This is a genomic window from Streptomyces sp. NPDC060064, assembly GCF_042736455.1.
Taxonomy (GTDB): Bacteria; Actinomycetota; Actinomycetes; order Streptomycetales; family Streptomycetaceae; genus Streptomyces.
This window is the reverse complement of the sequence record NZ_JBHWWF010000017.1, coordinates 143,897-163,366: the sequence shown is the minus strand read 5'-3', so window position 1 is coordinate 163,366 and position 19,470 is coordinate 143,897. Positions and strand designations below refer to the sequence as shown.

Sequence of the window (19,470 nt, the reverse complement as noted above, 5' to 3'; positions counted from 1 at the left end):
TGTTTGAGGCGCGGGGGCTGGGGCCGAGCCCCGCCAGGGCCCGTACGGGCCCGACACCCTGTCGGCAATCGCGCACCCCCACCCGGCGTAGCGTTGCCCCTATGACTGCGTACGGATCCTTTCCCGGCGCGCGGCCGCGGCGGCTGCGCACGACCCCCGCGATGCGGCGCATGGTCGCCGAGACGCGGCTCCACCCCGCCGATCTGATCCTGCCCGCCTTCGTGCGGGAAGGGATCAGCGAGCCCGTGCCCATCTCCGCGATGCCCGGCGTCGTCCAGCACACCCGCGACACCCTGCGGAAGGCGGCCGTCGAGGCGCTTGAGGCCGGGGTGGCCGGGATCATGCTGTTCGGGGTGCCCGAGGACGCGAAGAAGGACGCCGCAGGGACCGCGGGGACGGATCCGGACGGGATTCTGCAGGTCGCGATCCGGGATGTGAAGGCCGAGGTCGGTGACGAGCTCGTGATCATGTCCGATCTCTGTCTGGACGAGTACACCGATCATGGGCACTGCGGGGTGCTGGACGCCGAAGGGCGCGTCGACAATGACGCGACGCTCGAGCGGTACGCCGAGATGGCCCAGGTCCAGGCCGACGCCGGTGTCCATGTCGTGGGGCCCAGCGGGATGATGGACGGCCAGGTCGGCGTCATCCGCGATGCGCTGGACCAGACGGGACACGAGGACGTGTCGATCCTCGCGTACACCGCCAAGTACTCCTCCGCCTTCTACGGGCCGTTCCGGGAGGCCGTCGGGTCCTCGCTGCGCGGTGACCGCAAGACGTACCAGCAGGACCCGACCAACCTCCGGGAGTCCCTGCGGGAGTTGGCGCTGGACCTCGAAGAGGGCGCCGACATGGTGATGGTGAAGCCCGCCGGCCCCTACCTGGACGTCCTGGCGAAGGTCGCCGAGTCGGTGGACGTGCCGGTCGCCGCGTACCAGATCAGCGGTGAGTACGCGATGGTCGAGGCCGCCGCCGAGAAGGGCTGGATCGACCGCGACAAGGCGATTCTGGAGACCCTGCTCGGCATCAAGCGGGCCGGCGCGAGCATGATCCTGACCTACTGGGCGACCGAGGTCGCCCGGGGCTGCTAGCTCTCGAGAAGCAGTTCCCAGTGTGCTTCGACAGCCCGCTGCTGACGTCCTCCTGTGCACGACAGCGGTGACGGGCGGCCCTGCGTGGGCGACCCGGACGGCGAGTCGGGGCGCGGCCTGTCGCCGGCGGACGCGCCGGCCGACGCCTGGGGTGTCGGCCGGCGCGATCCGGGCAAGGCGGTGTGGTGCGCGTTCACCTGGCCTTGAGCCGGTCGTGCCGGTTCAAGGCCAGGTGACGCTGCGGCCGGTGCCTACGACGCGTCGAGCACTGTGCCGGTCAGTGCCGGGCCGTGCGGCCCGCCCTCGTCGTCGGTGGGCTGGAGGCCCACATACTCCGTCGGCTCGGCCACCTGGTCGCGGACCGTGGGCACGGTCACCTCCGCGCTGGTCTTCCCGGCCGGTACCGACGCCCACAGGTTGGCGTGCTCGAGCCGGGACAGGGGGACTTCACCGTCGGGGACCTCGCCGAGCATGTCGAGCAGCCACTGCCGGTCGACGTCCTTGGTGGACAGCTCGGGGCGGCCCGGGACGGGGACGATCTGCAGCGTCTTCGTCAACTCCACGTCGGCGGGCGTCGACAGGGAGATCTGCCACTTCAGGGGCTGCCCCTCGGTCACCTTGTCGGCGACCGGCTTCACGGTGATCTCGGGCATCGGGTCGTCGTTCTCGGCGACGACCCCGCCGGCGTGCGAGCCGACGACAGCCCCGCGGACCGCCTTCACGAGCACGTCGTGGGACACGTCGTAGGCGTACCGCTTGTTGCCCTTCACCTGCACCTTCACATCGATGCTGCTGCCACCGGGCCGCACCGTCACCAGCCGGTCCTTCGCCTTGCCGGTGGCCGGGTCGAGCACGTACAGCCGCACCGCGCCGCTGCCCTTACCGGACACGCGCACGGGCACCCGGTACGTGCGTTCGCCCGAGTCGCCCTCCTTGACCTTCAGGCGGCCGATGTCGACACGGGTCAGCGGTGCTTCCCGCACGGCGGGGGTGCCGGGGCTCCAGGCCCAGGCGTCCATCAGCCACGCCTGTCCGGAGCGGGTGCGCGGGGTCAGTTCCAGGGAGGCGACCCGGCGCAGGTCGAGGCCGGCGCGGGTGGCCGCGGTGAGCGGGACGCGCACCTCGCGCGCCCAGTAGGAGGAGGTGCGGTCGCTGCCCGGCAGCCCGTCCACCCGTACGCGGCCGAGGGCCGCCCGCTTGCCGGAGGCGTCGGTGACGGACACGTCCAGCTGCGTCCCGGCGGAGTTCGGCGGTACGAAGACGCGCAGCGCGAGGCTCTGGGCACCCTTGACGGTGAGCGGCTTGCCGGGGCGCACCGTCACCGCTTTGCCCGGCGCTGACCAGCGCATGGCCACCGCCCGGCGGTCCGTCTCGCGGTCCGGCCCCCAGCCGGCGAAGTGCGGCGAGGAGCCGCCCGCCTCGGGGTTCAGACACGCGGTGCGCGGGTCGGGGGCGATCGCGGAGCACAGCCGTCCGCCGGTCACCTTCACGGGCCCGTCCGGCAGGAACCCGGCGCCGCGGTTCGCGCCGACCGCGTGGGTCAGCACCCGCGCGGGATCGGCGGAGGGGGCGCGGCGCCCCGAGCCGTCGACGAGTTCGCGCACGCGGTCGTCCCCGGCGACGAACAGCCGGGCCGCGGCGGCGATGTAGGTGGCGCCGGCCCGGTGCTGCTGGTCGGCGGTCAGCCGGGTCGCGGTGCCCGGCGAGCACACCGCGTCCGGCTGCTCGGGGTCGTGCCCGAAGTCGTCGTCGGCGGGTGCCTGGGCCTGGCCCGGAGTCCACTCGCTGTTGAAGTAGTTGTGGTTCGCGCCGACCACGTAGACCGCGCTGTGCAGGGCCTTGCCCCGGCTGACACCGCGGGTGCCGTCGGCGTACACCTGGCCCTGGAGGTCGGACACGTCGCCGTCGCAGCCCGGCAGGATCGTCAGCGACGGCACGTCCGCCACCGGGTTCTGACCGAAGATCGTCGGTCCGATGAGCACGGTCCCGCGGATGTGCCAGCGCACCTTTCCGCGGTAGCCGTCCTGGGCGGGCGGGGGCGGGTAGAGGCTGTCCATGGCGGCCCGGTTGACGCCCTCGCCACCGCGCGAGTGGCCGACGAGCAGAACGCGGGACAGGTCCGCCGTCGGCGCCTTGCGTACGGCCGCCGGTGCCGTGGCCGGCTTCGCGGCCCAGTCGGCCCAGCGGGCCAGATGGGTGCGCACCAGCGAGGAACGCGCCTGCGCTCCGCCGTCCTCGGCGTCCCCGTCCTGGCCGTTGATGCCGTTGGCGGAGATCGACACGGTCAGATAGCCCTGGGAGGCCAGCAGCTCCTGGTCGCGCAGATAGCCCCGGTGGCTCGGGATCGGCTTGGCACCCTTCGCGCAGGGCCAGTCGATGTTCGGCTCCTCGCCGCCCGGGACGTAGCACGTGGCGTGCCGGCCGTGCAGGAACAGTGCGATCGGACGCTTGCCGGTGGCGCCCTTCGGCGCGACGACGACGCCGCGCATCTCGACGGGTGCCGAGAAGCCGGGCAGGCGGACGGGGTCGAGCGTGTACTCGCCGGTGACCGTGCGGTACGTGCCCGGCTTGCCCGGATCGACGGAGCCCGCCGGGAGCCGGGTGGGCGGCTTGGCGGCGGGTGGCGCGGAACGCCGGTCGCGGGCGTCGGACGCCCCATCGGCCCGGTCCAGCCGCCGGCCCGCCGCCAGCACCTGAAGGCCTGTCAGATCCGCTGTGCGTGCGTCGTCGAGGGCCAGCCGGAAGGTCCGGCCGTCCTTCGCCTGCTCGGGCACGCCGACCAGCTTGCCGTCGGCGTGGAACTCCACGCGCGCGTCGCCCGCCGGCACCGGCCTCGGGGAACGCCACTCCAGCGCGTTCTCGCCGTCGGTGTTCGTGATCCGCCAGCCGGGCGGTAAACGACCCTCGTCGTTCGCCGCCGTGGCGGGCCGGACATCGGGCGGCTGCGGCCGGGCCTGCGCCACTGCCGGCGACACCCCCGCCACCGTGAGCACCGCTATCGCGGTGGCCCATATCCTCCGGGCACGTATCAACGGTCCCCTCCTCAATCCCGTGGGTCGGGCGCCCGGTCCGCTCGGGTGCCTCTCGATCTCGGAGGACGGGGGGAAGATTGTTCGGGTTGCCTGTGGGGCCGCGTGAACATGGCGGCCGCGGGCCCGGGGGAACGCCCCGGGGCCGCGGCCCGTTCATGAGCCCATCAGGGCGGTCAGCAGTAGAGATTCCCGCCCGGGGCGACGCCCAGGATCTGGGTGAACTGCTGGTAGCTGTTGACGCGGCTCTGGACCTGCGCCGGGTTCTTGCCGTCGCACTCCAGCGAGCCGTTGATGGAGCGGATGGTCTGGCCGAAGCCCGCCTGGTTGACCATGGCGTTGTGGGGGGTCATCGTGCCCGGCCCGTTCTGGGTGTTCCAGTACCAGAGGCCGGTCTTCCAGGCCACCGCGGCGTCGTTCTGCACAAGCCAGGGGTTGTTGAGCAGATCGATGCCGAGCGCGTCGCCCGCGGCCTTGTAATTGAAGTTCCAGCTGAGCTGGATCGGACCGCGGCCGTAGTACGCCGCCTGGCCGGCCGGGCAGCCGTAGGGCTGGCTCCAGTCGCAGTAGTGCGGGTAGTTGGCCTGGTTCTGCTCGACGACGTGGACCAGTCCGCCGGTCTCGTGGCTGACGTTCGCGAGGAAGGCCGCGGCCTCCTGCTTCTTGACGGTGTCGCTGCCGGTGTTCGCGAAGCCCGGGTACGCGCTGAGGGCCGCCTTCAGCCCGCTGTAGGTGTAGAACGAATTCCGGCTCGGGAACATCTGGTTGAACTGCGCCTCGCTCACGACGAAGCCGGAGGGGGACGGGTCCCCGCCGCCGCTACAGGTGTACGGGTCCCAGAACCAGGTGCTGATGGTGGGGTCGTAGCCCGGGTTGTCGTGCTCGGCTATGTAGTACTTGCCGTCGGTGTATTTGACAACGTTGCCAGTGACGTACGACGTACCGGCGGACCAGTTCGGCGCGGAGGTGCAGGCGTCCGCGGTGGCGGCGGATGCGGCAGGCATGAAGACCGCCGCCAGTCCGCTTCCCGCCAGGATCGCGATCAGCAACGCCACGATGCGGTGTCTCAGCACTCGATCACTCCTTTGCGCGCAACGGCCTTGCCCGGAACGGGACTTGCGGTCCGGGCAGGCCGCGGTGGGGGGTTGTGTCGCACACTCAAGCGCGTTGACGTGATCGAGTCAAGGTATAGACCAATGTGGATCAGGGGTCAGCCGAAAACTGTTCCTCCGGTCAGTCCCACCAGAAGGTCCAGTGCTGCTTGCCCAGCAGCGCCCGTTCCGCGTACTCGCGGATCGTGTCGTACCGTTCCTAACCAGTGTGCGTAAGTGAGTCTTGGACCCACTGCTGCGAACTGGGCGCATCCCGAACGGTGTTGGATGCACTGGGTCTCCGCTTTCTCGTCCCGTTCGGCGACGTACCTCCAGGGGTGCGGTCCGTGGCGGGTGGGCGGTTTCCGTCCCGCCCTCGGGTCTGCGGTCGGGCCTGGACGGTCCGATGCCCCGCGGCATCGCTCTGGTGTTGCGGGGGCGGTGTCGTCCGTCGCCTGATCGGATGTCCGAGGGCGCGTCGCCCGATCGCGATGCCGGCGGCATCGTGACGGGTCGTCCTACGTTCTGGGGTGGTCAGCGGTTTCTGCCAGTGCTGGCCGCTCCAGCGGGAGGTATAGGCCGGGTCGACCGCGACGATCGCGAGGCCCTGCTCGGCGGCCATGGAGATGAGCCGGGCTTTGAGTTTCGCGGTGGGGAAGCGGGAGAGCAGCCGCCGAAACCGCTTGTTCCGGCCGTACCTCTCCCGGGTCTTGGCCTGCGTGAAGTCCAGGTCCTCGATCGCGATGGCCTGGACGCCGACCCGCTTGGCCCAGTGGAGCAGGCGGGTCAAGGCGTGGCGGATCTGCGCGTCGCGGTGATCGGCCGTCCTCGAGAGGTCGTAGAAGAAGCGGTGGGGTTCACCTACCGGGTTGCCGTGGGTGTCGAGCTGCCAGGCGGCGAGGTGATCGTCATTGGTGTCGACACCGATACAACCGAAGGACAGCGCGGCGTCGAGCGGGATCGTCTGGAGGAGTGGGCGCTGCCACGAGGCGGTCACATACCAGCGGTCGCGGCCGACGTCGTGATGGATGCGGTACGCAACGGCACGGTTCGCTCCGATGCGGTCGGCCCACTCCTGCCCCCGGTGCTTGAACGCGACGGTGCAGGCGAGGATGTACCTGCCATGTTCGGCGTTCGCCAGGTGGGCAAGCGGCACGGGCAGTCTGATGGCGATCTCGCCGTGCGGGGTGATGCGGATCGTTTCGTTCCCGAACCGCTTCCCCGACTCCCCGTCCGCCGACAAGAACATGCGCTCGGCTCCCCAGCGGTCCCGCCACTCCTCGGCGGTGAGATTGGCCTTCTCCAGGTTGTGGCGGGTGTTGACCAGGCGCTTACCGCCCCGTACTACACGTACACGCCCGGCCTGCCAGTCCGCGAGCGCGGCAGCATGCCGGGCCTGAAGAGCGGCCAGGCGCCGGGACTTGTGAAACCACTCGCCTTTGGACCGGTAGCCACCCGGAGCCTGCTTGGATCCGCGCTCCCCCAAGGGCAGGGACAGTCGGTGTTGCAGCGTCTTGATTCCGGCTTCCAGGCTGTGGATGCAAGCGGCGAGGCAGCGGCGGGCGAGCGCCCACTGATCATGCGTGCTCTTGGTGACCGATCCGGCCCACCGTGACGAAGACACCGCCGTCAGGCCCCGTTTGCGGGCCGCCCACGTCTCACTGTCGTGTTCAAGGCCGTCCGCGCACCGGGCCTTGAGGTCGCGGGACGCGAGCGTGCCCATATGCTCGCCCACCAGCCGCAGGACGTTCTCGTCCTGGAGGGTCAGGCTCCGCAGGCGGTCGCGTACCGCCACACCGGACGGACCCAGAGCCACAAACGACGGAGCAATCGTGCGCAGCTTCTTCGGCTCAGCCACGCTCAGCCGCCTCAACTGCCTTCTGCGCCCGGTTCTTCGCCGACCTCCGCCCGTACAGGCGGGCACAGAAGGAGGTCAGCACCTCGACCATGTCCCGCACTGGATCGTCTTCCACTTCCCCGTCATCCAGCACGACGAGCCGGCGGCCATGGGCGCACAGTGCGGCCTCGACCAGTTCGGTATTCACCCTGCCGAGCCGGTCCTTGTGCTCCACCACCACGGTCGTCACATCCGGATCGGCCAGCAGCCTACGGGCCTTCGTGCGACCACCGTTCATGCCGGAACCGACCTCGGATTCCACCCGCACCACCCGATGACCGGCCTTGGCCGCCCACCGCGACAGCCGCGCGACCTGGCGCTCCAGGTCCGCCTTCTGGTCCTGCGAGGAGACGCGGGCGTACAGGCCGACACCACCGACTACGTCCGGCGCGGTATTGGCCTCGACATTCACCAGAATCGTGCGCAGCCCGACTCGCTCAGCCGGAACCGGCAAAATACCCTCGCGGAACCAGCGATACGCGGTCTGCGGATGCACACCCTGCGCCTGCGCCCACTCCTTGAGGTTCATGCACCCGACCGTAACAACACTCACCAAAGTGCACTATCACTCACAAGAGTGAGCTAACAACCCCTGCCGGACGTTGTCCGGGCAGAACGCGTGGTGCTCGGCCGCGACCGCGAGAGCCTCCGTCATCGTGCGGGGCGGGGCCGCGACCGAGACGTCCAGGCGGTCGAAGTGGAGCGCCACAACGCGTATGCCGAAGCGGTCCTCCCAGGAGCGCAAGACGGTGGACAGCAGGCCGGTGTCCGCGTGGTTGTACGGGCCGAGCCAGCCCAGCGCGGCGGGAATGTCCGCGCTGCGGCGGACGGGAATCAGCCCCGCCCGGGCGGCCTTCAGCCGCCCGGCGTCCAGCAGTTCGGCGGCGACGCGAGCGGCCGTGGCGTCCGCTTCGGCCGGCGGCTCGCCCGCGGGGGCGAGACCCGGCCACTCGGGCGTGAAGGGGGCGATGGTGTCCGCGTCGCCCTGGTCCGCGTCCTCCGCCTGGACGGAGGACCAGAGCGATATCAGGACCTCTTCGAGGTCATGGTCGTCGGGGTGTGACACATGCTCGACATCGAGATCCTCGTCCCAGGTGAGGGAACGGCTCTCGTCGTTCACGAGCAGCACCGGGTGCATGCCGCACGCCTCCCGGGCGGGCAGGAGACGTGCCCAAGTGTCGTGCTGCGCCGGGTCGTTCGCGTACCAGAGGGACGGCTGGACGCGCATGGCACCGGACGGCAGATCCAGGCCGAGTGCGCTCGGGTTGATCACCATGCAAGCGACTCCAGGGGCCGCCACTGACAATCGGCTCAGAGCATGGTGGCGGTGAAGGCGGCCCAGGTGGCGGGGGTGAGGCCCGTACAAATGGCTTGTACGGGTTCGCCGTCACTTCCTGAGCAGGTCGGCGATGCGGGACAGGCCGTCGGCCTCGTGGCCCTCGGTCATCGCGCGGTCCAGGATCGCCTGGAAGGGCTCGAAAAGATCAGTTCTGACGCCCTGGTCGCGGAAGGCGGCGAGGAAGTTCGGGAAGGCCGCGTGGTTCACGGCGAGGCTGGAGACGTCCGTGAGGTGCCGGCCCGAGTCGATCGATTGGGCCCACTGGGGCGCGCCGGCGAGCATCGCGCTGATCCAGGGGACCAGGAGCTCGGAGAACTCGGTGGCGGGGATGTCCTCCGTACGCACCAGGGCGTAGGCCTGCATCACGCCGAGGACCATGCCGTACATGCCGGTCAGCAGCGCCAGGTCGTAGAGCGCGGCGAGGCCGGGGTCGGTGCCGACGTACTTTGTGCCGCCGAGGGCGGACAGCGTCTCGCGGTGGGCGTCGAACGTACCCTGCGGGCCGCTGTAGAAGACGTACGCGTGCGGGCCCGCGATCATCTGCGGTACGGCCATGATGCCGCCGTCGACGTACTCGGCCCCGTGCTTCGCCGCCCAGGCCGCCAACTCCCTTGCCTGGGAGGGGGTTCCGTTGGTGACGTTGACCAGCGTCCTGCCCGAGACCTCCTCGGCGAGGGTGGCGAGGAGCTCCCCGACGTTGTCGTTGGTGAGCAGACAGACAACCACCAGGGGGCTCGCGGCGACGGCTTCGGCGGCGGTGCCGGCGGGGAGCGCGCCCTGGGCGACCAGCGGACCGGTCCTGGCGGCGGATCTGTTCCAGACGGTGACAGGGTGCCCGGCCTTCAGAAAAGCGGCGGCGAGGGCAGAGCCCATCATTCCGAGGCCGAGAACGGATACGGCGGGCTTGGGCGCGGACATGGAAGGGCTCCTTGGAAGGGACGTAAGGGATCTCCTCCGATCCTCATGCCCCGCCGGAATACCCACAAGTACCGACTATTTGGTCAGCTACTGACCTGAAGGTGCGTACGAGGCCGCCAGGCCCGGGCACACTCGCATCCGGCTGGGCGGGGCCGAACTCATCGACTAGTGGTGATCTGCGCTCCGGCGGCGCACTCTGGAAGAGGTACCGGAGGTGATCCGCCATGCAGACACTCGTCGGATGGCACGTAGAGATGGAATTCACCGAGGAAGGCGACCGGACCAGGTCGGCCGCCATGGTGAGGCTGGGCGACGGCACGGAAATACGCGGCCACGGTAATGCCCAGCGTCACCCGTCCGATTCGGAACAGCTGCGGGTCGGCGAGGAGATCGCCGGCGCACGAGCGCTCATGGACATGGCCTCGCAGCTGCTGCAGAAGGCCCACATGGAGATCGACGAGGCCTCGGGCAGAAAGTCGCACGCACTGATGTGACGGGATGCGGTGCGGCCCCCGCCGGGGTTTCCGGCGGGGGCCGCATGCGCGCACGCAGGCGTGCGCCCTACGCGCATACGCGGCCTGGGCGCCCTGCACGCCCTGCACGCCCTACGCGCCTTAGTAGGTGAGTGCGTCCTCCATGCTGCTCTGCCAGTAGCTGACAGCGGTGGTGGAGTCGGCGTATGTGCCCGCCGGCAGAGCGAGTCCGACGGGGGTGCCGGTCGAGCCCGAGCCGCTGCGCGGCGCGAAGTGGACGGTCAGACGCTTGGCCGTGTAGCCGTGCTTGCCGCTGCCGTCGGCGCTCGACAGCAGGATGGAGGCGTACGCGGACTCACCGGGGGCGATGGTGGTGACCGCCTGCGGCCGGCTGTCCTCCATGACCTGGGTGACGGCCTGTGCGTCGTCGAAGCGGAGCAGCGGTGCATGGTAGGCGTTGCACGCCTTGGAGCCGGTGTTGGTCACGGTGAGCAGCAGGTGGTTGATGGGGCGGGTCACCTTGCTGACGGTGACCTTGCTGTTCGCACCGCTGCAGGCGTCGGTGACGGGGCCGGGCTCACTGTTGCCCTTCCCCTTCCCCTTGTCCTTGCTCTTGCCGTCGCCGGCCGCCGAGCCGCCGCTGCTGCCGCCGTTGCCCTTGCCGCTGCCCGCGGGGGTGGACGTGGGGTCGGCCGCGGGCTTGCTCCGGTCGGCGGTGGGACTCACGGACGTGCCCGGGTTCTTTGCGTCGTCGTCGGACTGGCACGCCGTCAGCGAGAGGGCGGCCAGCAGAGCTGTGGCGGCGACGGCGGTGGTGCGGATGCGGGCGTTGCGCATGGTGTTCGGTTCTCCCCGTGTAGTTCGTCTGTGCATCGTCTGTGGATCAGAAATGGCAGATGAGGGCCGTGACGACCGCAGTCGCTGCGATCAGTACAAGCACGGCCGTGACATCGATGAGGCTGTTGCGGATGCGGGTTCGCATGGCTGCTTCCGGCTGCTTCCCGGTGGACTGTGCGGTGCGATCACAGACTGCGCGGCGGCTGATTCCGGCCGCAACAGCCCCTGAACCATTGGGGATGCTGGAACGCTTGCGCGTACGGTGACCTGGGGGGATACCCCGTCCCTGGAACGGCGTTCCGGGACAGTCGGCAGGGCTTACGAGGGGGAACACAGCACGTGGCGACGCTGGAGGCCGGGGAGTTCGCGGCCCTGCTCAGGGAACTCAAGGACCGCTCGGGACGCAGCTACGGAGTCCTCGCGGGCAAGCTGCATGTGAGTACGTCCACGCTCCACCGGTACTGCAACGGCGATGCCGTCCCCACCGAGTACGCCCCGGTGGAGCGGCTCGCCCGGCTGTGCGCGGCGACGCCGGACGAGCTCGTGGAGCTGCACCGGCGATGGATCCTGGCGGACGGCGCGCGGCGGCGCGCGCGGGCCGAGGGCGCGGCGGTGCCGTACCCCGTGCCGGAGGTGCGTGAGCCGGACGCGGTGCCCGAGGCTGAGCCGGACGCGGTGCCCGAGGCTGAGCCGGACCCCGTGCCGGAGGCTGAGGCAGCCGAGCCTCACATCCGTGCCCGCAAGAGGCTGCGGATCGCGCTCGCCGCAGGCGCCGTTGTCGCCCTCGCCGTGCCGGCCGCCTTCGTCGCGAGCCACGCGGCCACGCAGGACCAGGACGGCAAGGGGCAGTCCCACGCCGTCGCCGGGGCCAGTGCCCCGCCCGGCACCGCCGCGCCCCGGTCCGCGTCACCCAGCACCTCGCCGAGCGGCAGCCCCGCCCCCAGCACCTCGCCCGGCGGGAGCCCGGCGGCGACACGGTCCAAGGGCGTGGCCTCCGCGCCTCCGGCTCAGGCCGGCGGCGTACCGCTGCGGGTGGGCGTCAGCTCGTACAACTGGGAAGAGCCCTGCGGCCAGTACTACCTACTCGACCAGGCACCCGACGCGGTCCCGCCGCCGCCCGCGCCGCAGGACAACCGGAGCTGGGCCCGTGCGCTGGGCGGGGTGGACGGCGGCCACATGCTGCTTCAGCTGACCGCGACGGGCAGGACGACGGACTCGGTGGTGCTGAACGCCGTGCACGTACGGGTCGTTGCGCGCAGCGCACCCCTCGACTGGAAGGCGTACTCGATGTCCTACGGCTGCGGTGGCGGCATCACCCCGCAGGCCTTCGACATCGACCTGGATGCCGGGCAGCCGCTGGTGAAGCCCGTGGCGGGGCAGGACGGCGACACCGTCGTGCCCGCCAAGGACTTCCCGTACAAGGTCGCGTCCAACGATCCGCAGGTGCTCAACCTCGACCTCCACACCGAGGGACACGATGTCAGCTGGTACCTGGAGCTCGACTGGAGCAGCGGGGACCGGCGGGGGACGGTACGTGTCGACGACGACGGGAAGCCGTTCCGTACGAGCGCGATGAACGGACGGACCGAGTACGGGTACTGGCCGGACAAGAGCGCGTGGGTCGAGCAGCCCGCGCCCTGAGGGTCTCTGTCGTACGAGACCCTCAGGGGGGCCGAGGGTCAGAGGCGCTCGGGGGTGCGGATGCCGAGGAGCGCCATGCCCTGGTGGAGCGTGCGGGCAGTCATGTCGCAGAGCATCAGGCGGTTCTCGGCGACCTCGCGCGCAGGCGCGGGCTTGATGACCGGGCACTTGTCGTAGAACGTCGTGAACAGCGACGCCAGCTGGTACAGGTACGCGGCCAGCTTGTGCGGCTCGTACGAGCCCGCGACCTCCGTCAGCGTCTCGCCGAACTGGTCCAGATGCAGACCCAACGCCCGCTCCGCCGCGGCCAGTTCGAGCTCCGGGTGGGCGGCCGGCTTGACCTCGCCCGCCTTCCGGAGGATCGACTGGATACGGGCGTACGCGTACTGCAGGTACACGGACGTGTCGCCGTTGAGCGACACCATCTGGTCCAGGTCGAACTTGTAGTCCCGCGCCGCCGACGTGGACAGGTCGGCGTACTTGATCGCGCCGATGCCCACCTGCGTACCGCGCTCCGCGATCTCCTCCTCGGTGAGCTGCTTCTGGACGTCCTTCTCGCGCACGACTGCCGTCGCCCGCTCCACCGCCTCGTCCAGCAGGTCCACCAGCCGTACGGTCTCGCCCTCACGGGTCTTGAACGGCTTGCCGTCCTTGCCGAGCACCGTGCCGAACGCCAGCTGGACGGCCTTGACCTCGTCGTTCAGCCAGCCCGCCCGGCGCGCGGTCTCGAAGACCATCTTGAAGTGCAGGGACTGCCGGGCGTCCACGACGTAGATGAGCGTGTTCGCCTTGAGGTTCTGCACCCGGTCGCGGATGGCGGAGAGGTCGGTGGCCGCGTAGCCGTAACCGCCGTTGCTCTTCCTGACGATGAGCGGGGTCGGGTTGCCGTCCGGTCCCTTCACATCGTCGAAGAAGACACACAGCGCACCCTCCGAGCGGACCGCCACGCCCGACTCCTCCAGGAGGCGGCAGGTCTCGTCGAGCATGTCGTTGTAGCCGGACTCGCCGACGATGTCGGCGTCGTGGATCTCCATGTCGAGCTTGTTGAAGACCGAGTAGAAGTAGATCTTCGACTCGTCGACGAACCGCTGCCAGTGGGCACGCGTCTCGGGCTCCCCGGCCTGCAGGTCCACCACCCGGTTACGGGCGCGGTCCTTGAACGCCTCGTCGGAGTCGAAGAGCGCGCGCGAAGCCTTGTAGATGCGGTTCAGGGAGGACATGGCCTCCTCGCCGGTGACCTCCTCGGCGCCCTCGTGGTCCAGCTCGTGCGGGTGCTCGATCAGGTACTGGATGAGCATGCCGTACTGGGTGCCCCAGTCGCCGATGTGGTGGCGCCTGATCACCTTCTCGCCCGCGAACTCCAGGATCTGGACCATCGCGTCGCCGATCACCGCGGAACGCAGGTGGCCGACGTGCATCTCCTTGGCCACGTTCGGCTGGGCGTAGTCGACGACCGTGGTGCCCGGGTTCTGCGCGTACGGGACGCCGAGCCGGTCGTCGGTGGCGCGCGCGGCGAGGGTCTTCACGATCGCCTCGTCGGTGAGCGTGATGTTGAGGAAGCCGGGGCCCGAGACCTCGATCTCCTTGATCAGGTCATCGGTGGACAGGCCCCCGACAACCTTGGCCGCCAGCTCGCGCGGGTTGCCCTTCAGCTTCTTGGCGAGCGCCAGGATGCCGTTGGCCTGGAAGTCGGCCCGGTCGCTACGTCGCAGCAGGGGGTCGGCGGAACCGGCCTCCGGCAGAGCTGCCGAGAGGGCGTCCGCGAGGCGCTGCTGCACGGTCGAAGCGAGGGAAGGGACCGAGGCCATGAGCTTCCGTTCTTGTCGAGTCTCGTCGAGAGGTCTATTTCGGTTGTCAAGTGTCCCATGGGGCGGCAGCCTCTCTCTCCCGAGTTTCTCTCCGGTTTCCGTCCGGGACGAGCAACCTCCGAGTGGGGCGTTCCGTCTGGGACAATGGCGTACGACGCCTGTCGAGAACCCCAAGAGAACCCCAAGCATTCAAGGACGTGCCGATCGTGGCTCAGAGCAGCACCGAGACCGACTGGGTCTCCCGTTTCGCGGACGAGGTCATCGCCGAGTCGGAGCGACGTGCGCCTGGCAAACCGGTCGTCGTCGCGTCCGGTCTGTCGCCGTCCGGCCCGATTCACCTGGGCAATCTCCGTGAGGTGATGACCCCGCACCTGGTCGCGGACGAGATCCGGCGGCGCGGGCACGAGGTCCGGCATCTGATCTCCTGGGACGACTACGACCGGTACCGCAAGGTGCCGGCCGGGGTCCCCGGCGTGGACGATTCGTGGGGCGAGCACATCGGCAAGCCGCTCACCTCGGTGCCCGCGCCGGCCGGGTCGGCGCACCCGAACTGGGCCGAGCACTTCAAGGCCGCGATGGTCGAGGCGCTGGCCGAGCTGGGTGTCGAGTACGACGGCATCAGCCAGACCGAGCAGTACACCTCGGGTGTCTACCGCGAGCAGGTCCTGCACGCGATGAAGAACCGGGGCAAGATCGACGCGATCCTCGACCAGTACCGGACGAAGAAGGCTCCCGCGAAGAAGTCGCAGAAGCCGGTGGACGAGGCGGAGCTGGAGGCGGCGGAGGGTTCCGGCGCGGCCGCCGAGGACGACGGCGGCGGCGGTGCCGGCGGCTACTTCCCGTACAAGCCGTACTGCGGCCAGTGCGAGAAGGACCTGACCACCGTCACCTCGTACGACGACGAGACGACCGAGCTGGTGTACACCTGCACGGCCTGCGGCTTCGGCGAGACCGTGCGGCTGAGCGAGTTCAACCGCGGCAAGCTGGTCTGGAAGGTCGACTGGCCGATGCGCTGGGCGTACGAGGGCGTGATCTTCGAGCCGAGCGGTGTCGACCACTCCTCGCCGGGATCCTCGTTCGTCGTCGGCGGGCAGATCGTGCGCGAGATCTTCGACGGCGTCCAGCCGATCGGTCCGATGTACGCGTTCGTGGGAATCTCCGGGATGGCGAAGATGTCGTCGTCCCGGGGCGGTGTGCCGACGCCGGCCGATGCGCTGAAGATCATGGAGGCGCCGCTGCTGCGCTGGCTGTACGCGCGCCGCAAGCCGAACCAGTCCTTCAAGATCGCCTTCGACCAGGAGATCCAGCGGCTGTACGACGAGTGGGACAAGCTGGAGGCCAAGGTCGCGGACGGGACCGCGCTGCCGGCGGACGCCGCGGCGCACTCGCGGGCCGCCCGGACGGCCGCGGGTGAGCTGCCGCGTACGCCGCGCCCCCTGCCGTACCGGACGCTCGCCTCTGTCGTCGACATCACGGCGGGGCACGACGAGCAGACGATCCGGATCCTGAGCGACCTGGACCCGGCGAACCCGCTGTCCTCGCTGGACGAGGCCCGGCCGCGGCTGGACCGCGCCGAGAACTGGATCACCACCCAGGTCCCGGCCGACCAGCGCACCCTGGTCCGCGAGGAGCCGGACACGGAGCTGCTCGGTTCGCTGGACGACCAGGGGCGCGAGTCGCTGCGGCTGCTCCTGGAGGGGCTGGACACGCACTGGTCGCTGGACGGTCTGACGACGCTGGTCTACGGCGTGCCGAAGGTGCTGGCGGGCCTGGAGCCCGACGCCAAGCCGACGCCGGAGCTGAAGGCCGCGCAGCGGTCCTTCTTCGCGCTGCTCTACCACCTGCTGGTCGGCAAGGACACCGGGCCGCGACTGCCGACGCTGCTCCTGGCGGTGGGGGCGGAGCGGGTGCGCAAGCTGCTCGGCGCGTAGCTGCTGCCGTGGCCGCCGCTGTGGCTGCCGCTGTACGGAGGGCCCTCGTCCGGGGATCGGACGAGGGCCCTCCGGCGTTGCCGCGAGCTTTGGTTACGCGATGTGTTCCGCGTCCGCGTCCAGTTCCGTCTGGTAGCGGTAGCGGAAGTCCCGCAGGTAGCCCCTGAGCGAGCTCTCGCTCAGCGGGCCGCCGGTGCGGCCGGTGATGCCGTAGAGGTCCATCAGATAGAGGCCGAACTGCCGGGCGTTCGGGAAGTCGCCGTGCTCACTGACGTACTTGCGGAAGGCGTTGAAGTACGCCTCCTCACGCGTGAGGTCGTCGGGCAGACCGGACACCGGAAGTTCCTCGGCCTCCGACTCCGGGTCGGCGTACTCCTCGGCCGGCGGCTCCTGCCCGGCGGCCGGGCCGGGCTCGGCGTACTGGGCCTGGGTCCGGTCGTCCGTGCGCTGGCCGGGGACGACGCCGCCGAGGGGGCGGGTGCGGCCGGGGCCTGCCGGGACGCGCACCGGGGTGGGCTCCAGGCCCTCGACGTACGTCGGGTTGAACGCACTCTCGTACGCGTCCTGCGGCACCTGCGGAGCTGCGAACCAGGGGCTCTCGTGGTTCTCCTGCGGGTACTGCTGCTCCGCGTACTGCGGGTCTCCCTGGCCCTGGCCCTGACCCTGGACCTGGCCCTGGCCGCCCGGGATCTGGCCCTGGCCGTCGTACTGCTCATATTCCGCGTGCTCCTGGGGCCACTCCTGGCCGCCGGGCTCCTGGCCCTGCGCCTGGCCCTGCGTCTGGGCCCGCGGCAGCTGGGGCTGGGGCTGCGGGGCCGGTGCCGGCGGGAGCAGCGCCGGCTCGATGCCCGCCGCGGCCAGCCCGGCGGGAGCCGTCTCCGCCAGGGGTACGCCGTACTTCGCGAGGCGCAGCGGCATCAGCGACTCCACCGGTGCCTTGCGGCGCCACGCCCGTCCGAAGCGGGCCTGAAGGCGGGCCTGGTAGATCAGCCGGTCCTGCTCGAGCTTGATGACCTGCTCATAACTGCGCAGCTCCCACAGCTTCATCCGGCGCCACAGTTTGAACGTGGGTATCGGGGACAGCAGCCAGCGGGTGAGACGTACACCCTCCATGTGCTTGTCGGCCGTGATGTCCGCAATCCGGCCCACCGCGTGCCGCGCCGCCTCGACCGAGACGACGAACAGGATCGGAATCACCGCGTGCATGCCGACGCCGAGCGGGTCGGGCCAGGACGCCGCGCCGTTGAAGGCGATGGTGGCGACGGTGAGCAGCCAGGCCGTCTGGCGCAGCAGCGGGAAGGGGATGCGCAGCCAGGTCAGCAGCAGATCCAGGGCGAGAAGGACGCAGATACCCGCGTCGATGCCGATCGGGAAGACGAGAGAGAAGTTGCCGAAGCCCTTCCTCACGGCGAGCTCGCGTACGGCGGCGTACGATCCCGCGAAGCCGATCGCGGCGATGATCACCGCGCCTGCGACGACGAGCCCGATGAGTATGCGGTGCGTGCGTGTCAGCTGCATCGCGGCCACCCGCGATCCCCTCCCGTTTTCGAATCCAGCGGGCACAGCCTGGCACATGCTTGCGGAGCCCGTCCCTCCGGGGAGCGACGGGCCCTGTCAACCGGCCCGGTGCGGAACCTACTTCGCGGTACCTACTTGTTGGCGGCGGTGACCGAGGCCACAGCCTCCTTCGTAGCCGTCACGGCGTCCTTCATCAGGTCGGAGGCGGACGGGCTCTTTGCGCCCGCGTAGCCGGTGCCGTTGTAGGTGAGCGTGATCACGACATTGCCGGTGCGCGCCACGATCGTCGCGTATGTGAAGTCCTCGCCGGTCTTCTTCAGCTCGTAGCCGACGGCTGTCGCCGCTTCGCCGACGCCGGTCGCGGGCGAGCTCCGCACGTTCTTGGCGCCCTCCGTGGACTTCGCCTTGGAGATCTCCTTGGCGTAGCTGTCCTCGGCGCGCTTCTCGCCGCTGACACCGAGGGACGACTCGGACGCGTACCGGATGAAGGAGACATCGAGCCAGCGGTACTGCGAGCCCTTGACGCCGTTGTCGTCCAGACCGTTCCAGGAGCAGCTGCCGCGGTTGGCGGTGTCCGTGGAGTTGCCGGCGGTGCCCGACTTGACCTTGGTCTCCGGCACCAGCTGCTCGATCGTCTTCGCGGAGATCGTCTTGCAGGGCTCGGGAAGCTTGGAGTACTTCGCGGGTGCGACGGTCGCCGGCTTCTGCTTCTGCGCTTCCGGGGAGGAGGCGGAGGAGGACGAGTCCTTCTTGCTGTCGCTGGCGGAGTCCGACGAGCAGCCGGCGACGACAAGCATCACCGGGACGGCTGCGCAGGCGAGTATGCGGGTGAGTCGCGGGGCTGAACGGTGCATGGTTCCTTCAGTCGATTGTCGTACGGTCCGGTTGTCGTGCGGTCCGGTCGGCGAGGCCACGGTACGCGGACATGGCCCGTCCACGGGCGTGTCTCCGGAGACGTACGTGCGTCTGCGGACCCGCTCAGCCGGTGAACTGCTCGACGAGTCCGCGGGCCAGACTCTGTGCCTTTTCCTGCAGTTCCTTGCTGTCCGGCACCTCTGTCGTCACGGCCGGCTGCTCGGCGTACACGATGGTCACGATGACGTTCGATGTGCGGAAGACCACGCTCACGGTGCGGCGCTGGGCGGTGGATCCGGCCCCGGCCCCGGTGAGGACGTCGTCGAGGAAGGCGGCGTCGCCGAGGTTCTCGAGCACGCGCGGCTCCAGTCCGTCGGCGGTGCCGGTGCCCGATGGCGTTCCTGTGCCCGCCGGTGTGGAGGGTGTCGCCGGCGGAGTCGCGGGTGCCGTGGACGTCGTGGGTGCCGCAGGTGTCGCCGGTGTCGTGGACTTTGCGGGGGACGCGGTGGGGGCCGTGGACTCCTGCCCCTTCTCGTCACGGGGGTCGACCGCGACCGGCAGCGAGGCCCCGGCCTGCTTCTCCGCGAAGACCTCCTGCGCCCGGTCCTCGTCGCTCACCGCCCCGTCGTAGGAGACGACGCGCTCGAAGTCGACCGTGAGGTGGTGGGAGGCGTACGGGGCGTCGGCCTTCCAGCTGCAGCCGACGCGGCGGTCGGTGTCGTAGGTGACGGCGGCCGTACCGCGGTACACGTTCTGCTGCTGTTCCTCGGGCAGCTCGGCGGCACCGGGCAGCAGGTCCTTGAGGGTGGAGCGCTCGACGGAGCGGCAGGGCTCGCGGAGGGTGCGGTACTTGCCCGGGGGCGCGGCGGAGGACTTGGCCCCGCCCGCCTTGGAGTCGGTGGCGGAGCCGTCGGTGCCGGTGCCGGCGGTGCAGCCGGCGACGAGCGCAACGAGGAGCGCCGCCAGGCCGGGTACGTACGCCTTTCGTTGCACGGTCCAAGGCTCCCTTCGGGAAGAAAAACGGTTGCCGCCCGATGGCGGC

The 19,470-nt window shown here is 70.1% G+C and carries 16 protein-coding genes; 5 read left to right on the top strand and 11 right to left on the bottom strand.

Translation table 11 applies throughout. From position 1 onward, the window contains the following. The first annotated feature begins 101 nt into the window (after nt 1-101). Nucleotides 102-1,091 (top strand): porphobilinogen synthase, encoded by a 990-nt coding sequence (gene hemB / locus ACFWDI_RS21545; protein WP_385306065.1) that lies wholly within the window; start codon nt 102-104, stop codon nt 1,089-1,091. Between the two features lie 54 nt (nt 1,092-1,145). Next, nucleotides 1,146-1,298 (top strand): hypothetical protein, encoded by a 153-nt coding sequence (locus tag ACFWDI_RS21540; RefSeq protein ID WP_385306063.1) that lies wholly within the window; start codon nt 1,146-1,148, stop codon nt 1,296-1,298. A gap of 44 nt (nt 1,299-1,342) precedes the next feature. On the opposite strand, the gene ACFWDI_RS21535 is transcribed toward ACFWDI_RS21540, so the two are convergent. From ACFWDI_RS21535 to ACFWDI_RS21510, 6 genes are all read right to left on the bottom strand, one after another. Beyond that, the gene (locus ACFWDI_RS21535) at nt 1,343-4,123 is read right to left on the bottom strand and encodes an alpha/beta hydrolase family protein (RefSeq protein ID WP_385306061.1); all 2,781 of its coding nucleotides are present in this window, start codon (nt 4,121-4,123) and stop codon (nt 1,343-1,345) included. A 173-nt stretch (nt 4,124-4,296) separates the two neighbouring features. Next, the gene (locus ACFWDI_RS21530) at nt 4,297-5,193 is read right to left on the bottom strand and encodes a glycoside hydrolase family 19 protein (protein WP_385306059.1); all 897 of its coding nucleotides are present in this window, start codon (nt 5,191-5,193) and stop codon (nt 4,297-4,299) included. A gap of 238 nt (nt 5,194-5,431) precedes the next feature. Continuing rightward, nucleotides 5,432-7,069 (bottom strand): IS200/IS605 family accessory protein TnpB-related protein, encoded by a 1,638-nt coding sequence (locus ACFWDI_RS21525; protein ID WP_385306057.1) that lies wholly within the window; start codon nt 7,067-7,069, stop codon nt 5,432-5,434. Next, complete coding sequence (locus tag ACFWDI_RS21520; protein ID WP_385306055.1) at nt 7,062-7,637, bottom strand: IS607 family transposase; 576 nt, start codon at nt 7,635-7,637, stop codon at nt 7,062-7,064. Before ACFWDI_RS21520 ends, ACFWDI_RS21525 begins: the two co-directional genes overlap by 8 nt. Before the next feature lie 36 nt (nt 7,638-7,673). Next, nucleotides 7,674-8,384 carry a DUF4253 domain-containing protein gene (locus ACFWDI_RS21515; RefSeq protein WP_385306053.1) on the bottom strand — a complete coding sequence of 237 codons (711 nt, stop codon included), beginning with the start codon at nt 8,382-8,384 and terminating at the stop codon, nt 7,674-7,676. A gap of 111 nt (nt 8,385-8,495) precedes the next feature. Next, on the bottom strand, nt 8,496-9,365 hold the full coding sequence (locus tag ACFWDI_RS21510; protein ID WP_385306052.1) for an NAD(P)-dependent oxidoreductase: 870 nt from the start codon (nt 9,363-9,365) through the stop codon (nt 8,496-8,498). Between the two features lie 224 nt (nt 9,366-9,589). Here ACFWDI_RS21510 and ACFWDI_RS21505 point away from each other — a divergent pair, with 224 nt between their 5' ends. Continuing rightward, nucleotides 9,590-9,859 (top strand): DUF1876 domain-containing protein, encoded by a 270-nt coding sequence (locus tag ACFWDI_RS21505; protein WP_385306051.1) that lies wholly within the window; start codon nt 9,590-9,592, stop codon nt 9,857-9,859. Nucleotides 9,860-9,979: 120 nt separating this feature from the next. Here ACFWDI_RS21505 and ACFWDI_RS21500 read toward each other — a convergent pair whose 3' ends face one another. Then, nucleotides 9,980-10,675 (bottom strand): DUF4232 domain-containing protein, encoded by a 696-nt coding sequence (locus ACFWDI_RS21500; protein ID WP_385306049.1) that lies wholly within the window; start codon nt 10,673-10,675, stop codon nt 9,980-9,982. Between the two features lie 339 nt (nt 10,676-11,014). On the opposite strand from ACFWDI_RS21500, the gene ACFWDI_RS21495 reads away from it, so the two are divergent. Then, nucleotides 11,015-12,316, top strand: coding sequence for a helix-turn-helix domain-containing protein (locus ACFWDI_RS21495; RefSeq protein WP_385306048.1), 1,302 nt, complete (start codon nt 11,015-11,017; stop codon nt 12,314-12,316). 38 nt (nt 12,317-12,354) lie between these two features. Here ACFWDI_RS21495 and argS read toward each other — a convergent pair whose 3' ends face one another. After that, the gene (gene argS / locus ACFWDI_RS21490; protein ID WP_385306047.1) at nt 12,355-14,124 is read right to left on the bottom strand and encodes an arginine--tRNA ligase; all 1,770 of its coding nucleotides are present in this window, start codon (nt 14,122-14,124) and stop codon (nt 12,355-12,357) included. Nucleotides 14,125-14,321: 197 nt separating this feature from the next. Here argS and lysS point away from each other — a divergent pair, with 197 nt between their 5' ends. Beyond that, on the top strand, nt 14,322-16,055 hold the full coding sequence (gene lysS / locus ACFWDI_RS21485; RefSeq protein ID WP_385306045.1) for a lysine--tRNA ligase: 1,734 nt from the start codon (nt 14,322-14,324) through the stop codon (nt 16,053-16,055). Nucleotides 16,056-16,148: 93 nt separating this feature from the next. Here the strand turns inward: lysS and ACFWDI_RS21480 are convergent, their stop codons facing one another. From ACFWDI_RS21480 to ACFWDI_RS21470, 3 genes are all read right to left on the bottom strand, one after another. Beyond that, complete coding sequence (locus ACFWDI_RS21480) at nt 16,149-17,582, bottom strand: DUF2637 domain-containing protein (protein WP_385306043.1); 1,434 nt, start codon at nt 17,580-17,582, stop codon at nt 16,149-16,151. Nucleotides 17,583-17,704: 122 nt separating this feature from the next. After that, the gene (locus ACFWDI_RS21475; RefSeq protein ID WP_385306041.1) at nt 17,705-18,427 is read right to left on the bottom strand and encodes a DUF3558 family protein; all 723 of its coding nucleotides are present in this window, start codon (nt 18,425-18,427) and stop codon (nt 17,705-17,707) included. A gap of 124 nt (nt 18,428-18,551) precedes the next feature. Continuing rightward, the gene (locus tag ACFWDI_RS21470) at nt 18,552-19,421 is read right to left on the bottom strand and encodes a DUF3558 domain-containing protein (RefSeq protein ID WP_385306039.1); all 870 of its coding nucleotides are present in this window, start codon (nt 19,419-19,421) and stop codon (nt 18,552-18,554) included. Between the last annotated feature and the right edge of the window lie 49 nt (nt 19,422-19,470).

Coding starts and splice junctions, on each gene's coding strand:
- ACFWDI_RS21505 (WP_385306051.1), top strand. CDS start 9,590: ATGCAGACACTCGTCGGATGGCACGTAGAGATGGAATTCACCGAGGAA.
- ACFWDI_RS21510 (WP_385306052.1), bottom strand. CDS start 9,365: ATGTCCGCGCCCAAGCCCGCCGTATCCGTTCTCGGCCTCGGAATGATG.
- ACFWDI_RS21515 (WP_385306053.1), bottom strand. CDS start 8,384: ATGGTGATCAACCCGAGCGCACTCGGCCTGGATCTGCCGTCCGGTGCC.
- argS (WP_385306047.1), bottom strand. CDS start 14,124: ATGGCCTCGGTCCCTTCCCTCGCTTCGACCGTGCAGCAGCGCCTCGCG.
- ACFWDI_RS21475 (WP_385306041.1), bottom strand. CDS start 18,427: ATGCACCGTTCAGCCCCGCGACTCACCCGCATACTCGCCTGCGCAGCC.
- hemB (WP_385306065.1), top strand. CDS start 102: ATGACTGCGTACGGATCCTTTCCCGGCGCGCGGCCGCGGCGGCTGCGC.
- ACFWDI_RS21520 (WP_385306055.1), bottom strand. CDS start 7,637: ATGAACCTCAAGGAGTGGGCGCAGGCGCAGGGTGTGCATCCGCAGACC.
- ACFWDI_RS21500 (WP_385306049.1), bottom strand. CDS start 10,675: ATGCGCAACGCCCGCATCCGCACCACCGCCGTCGCCGCCACAGCTCTG.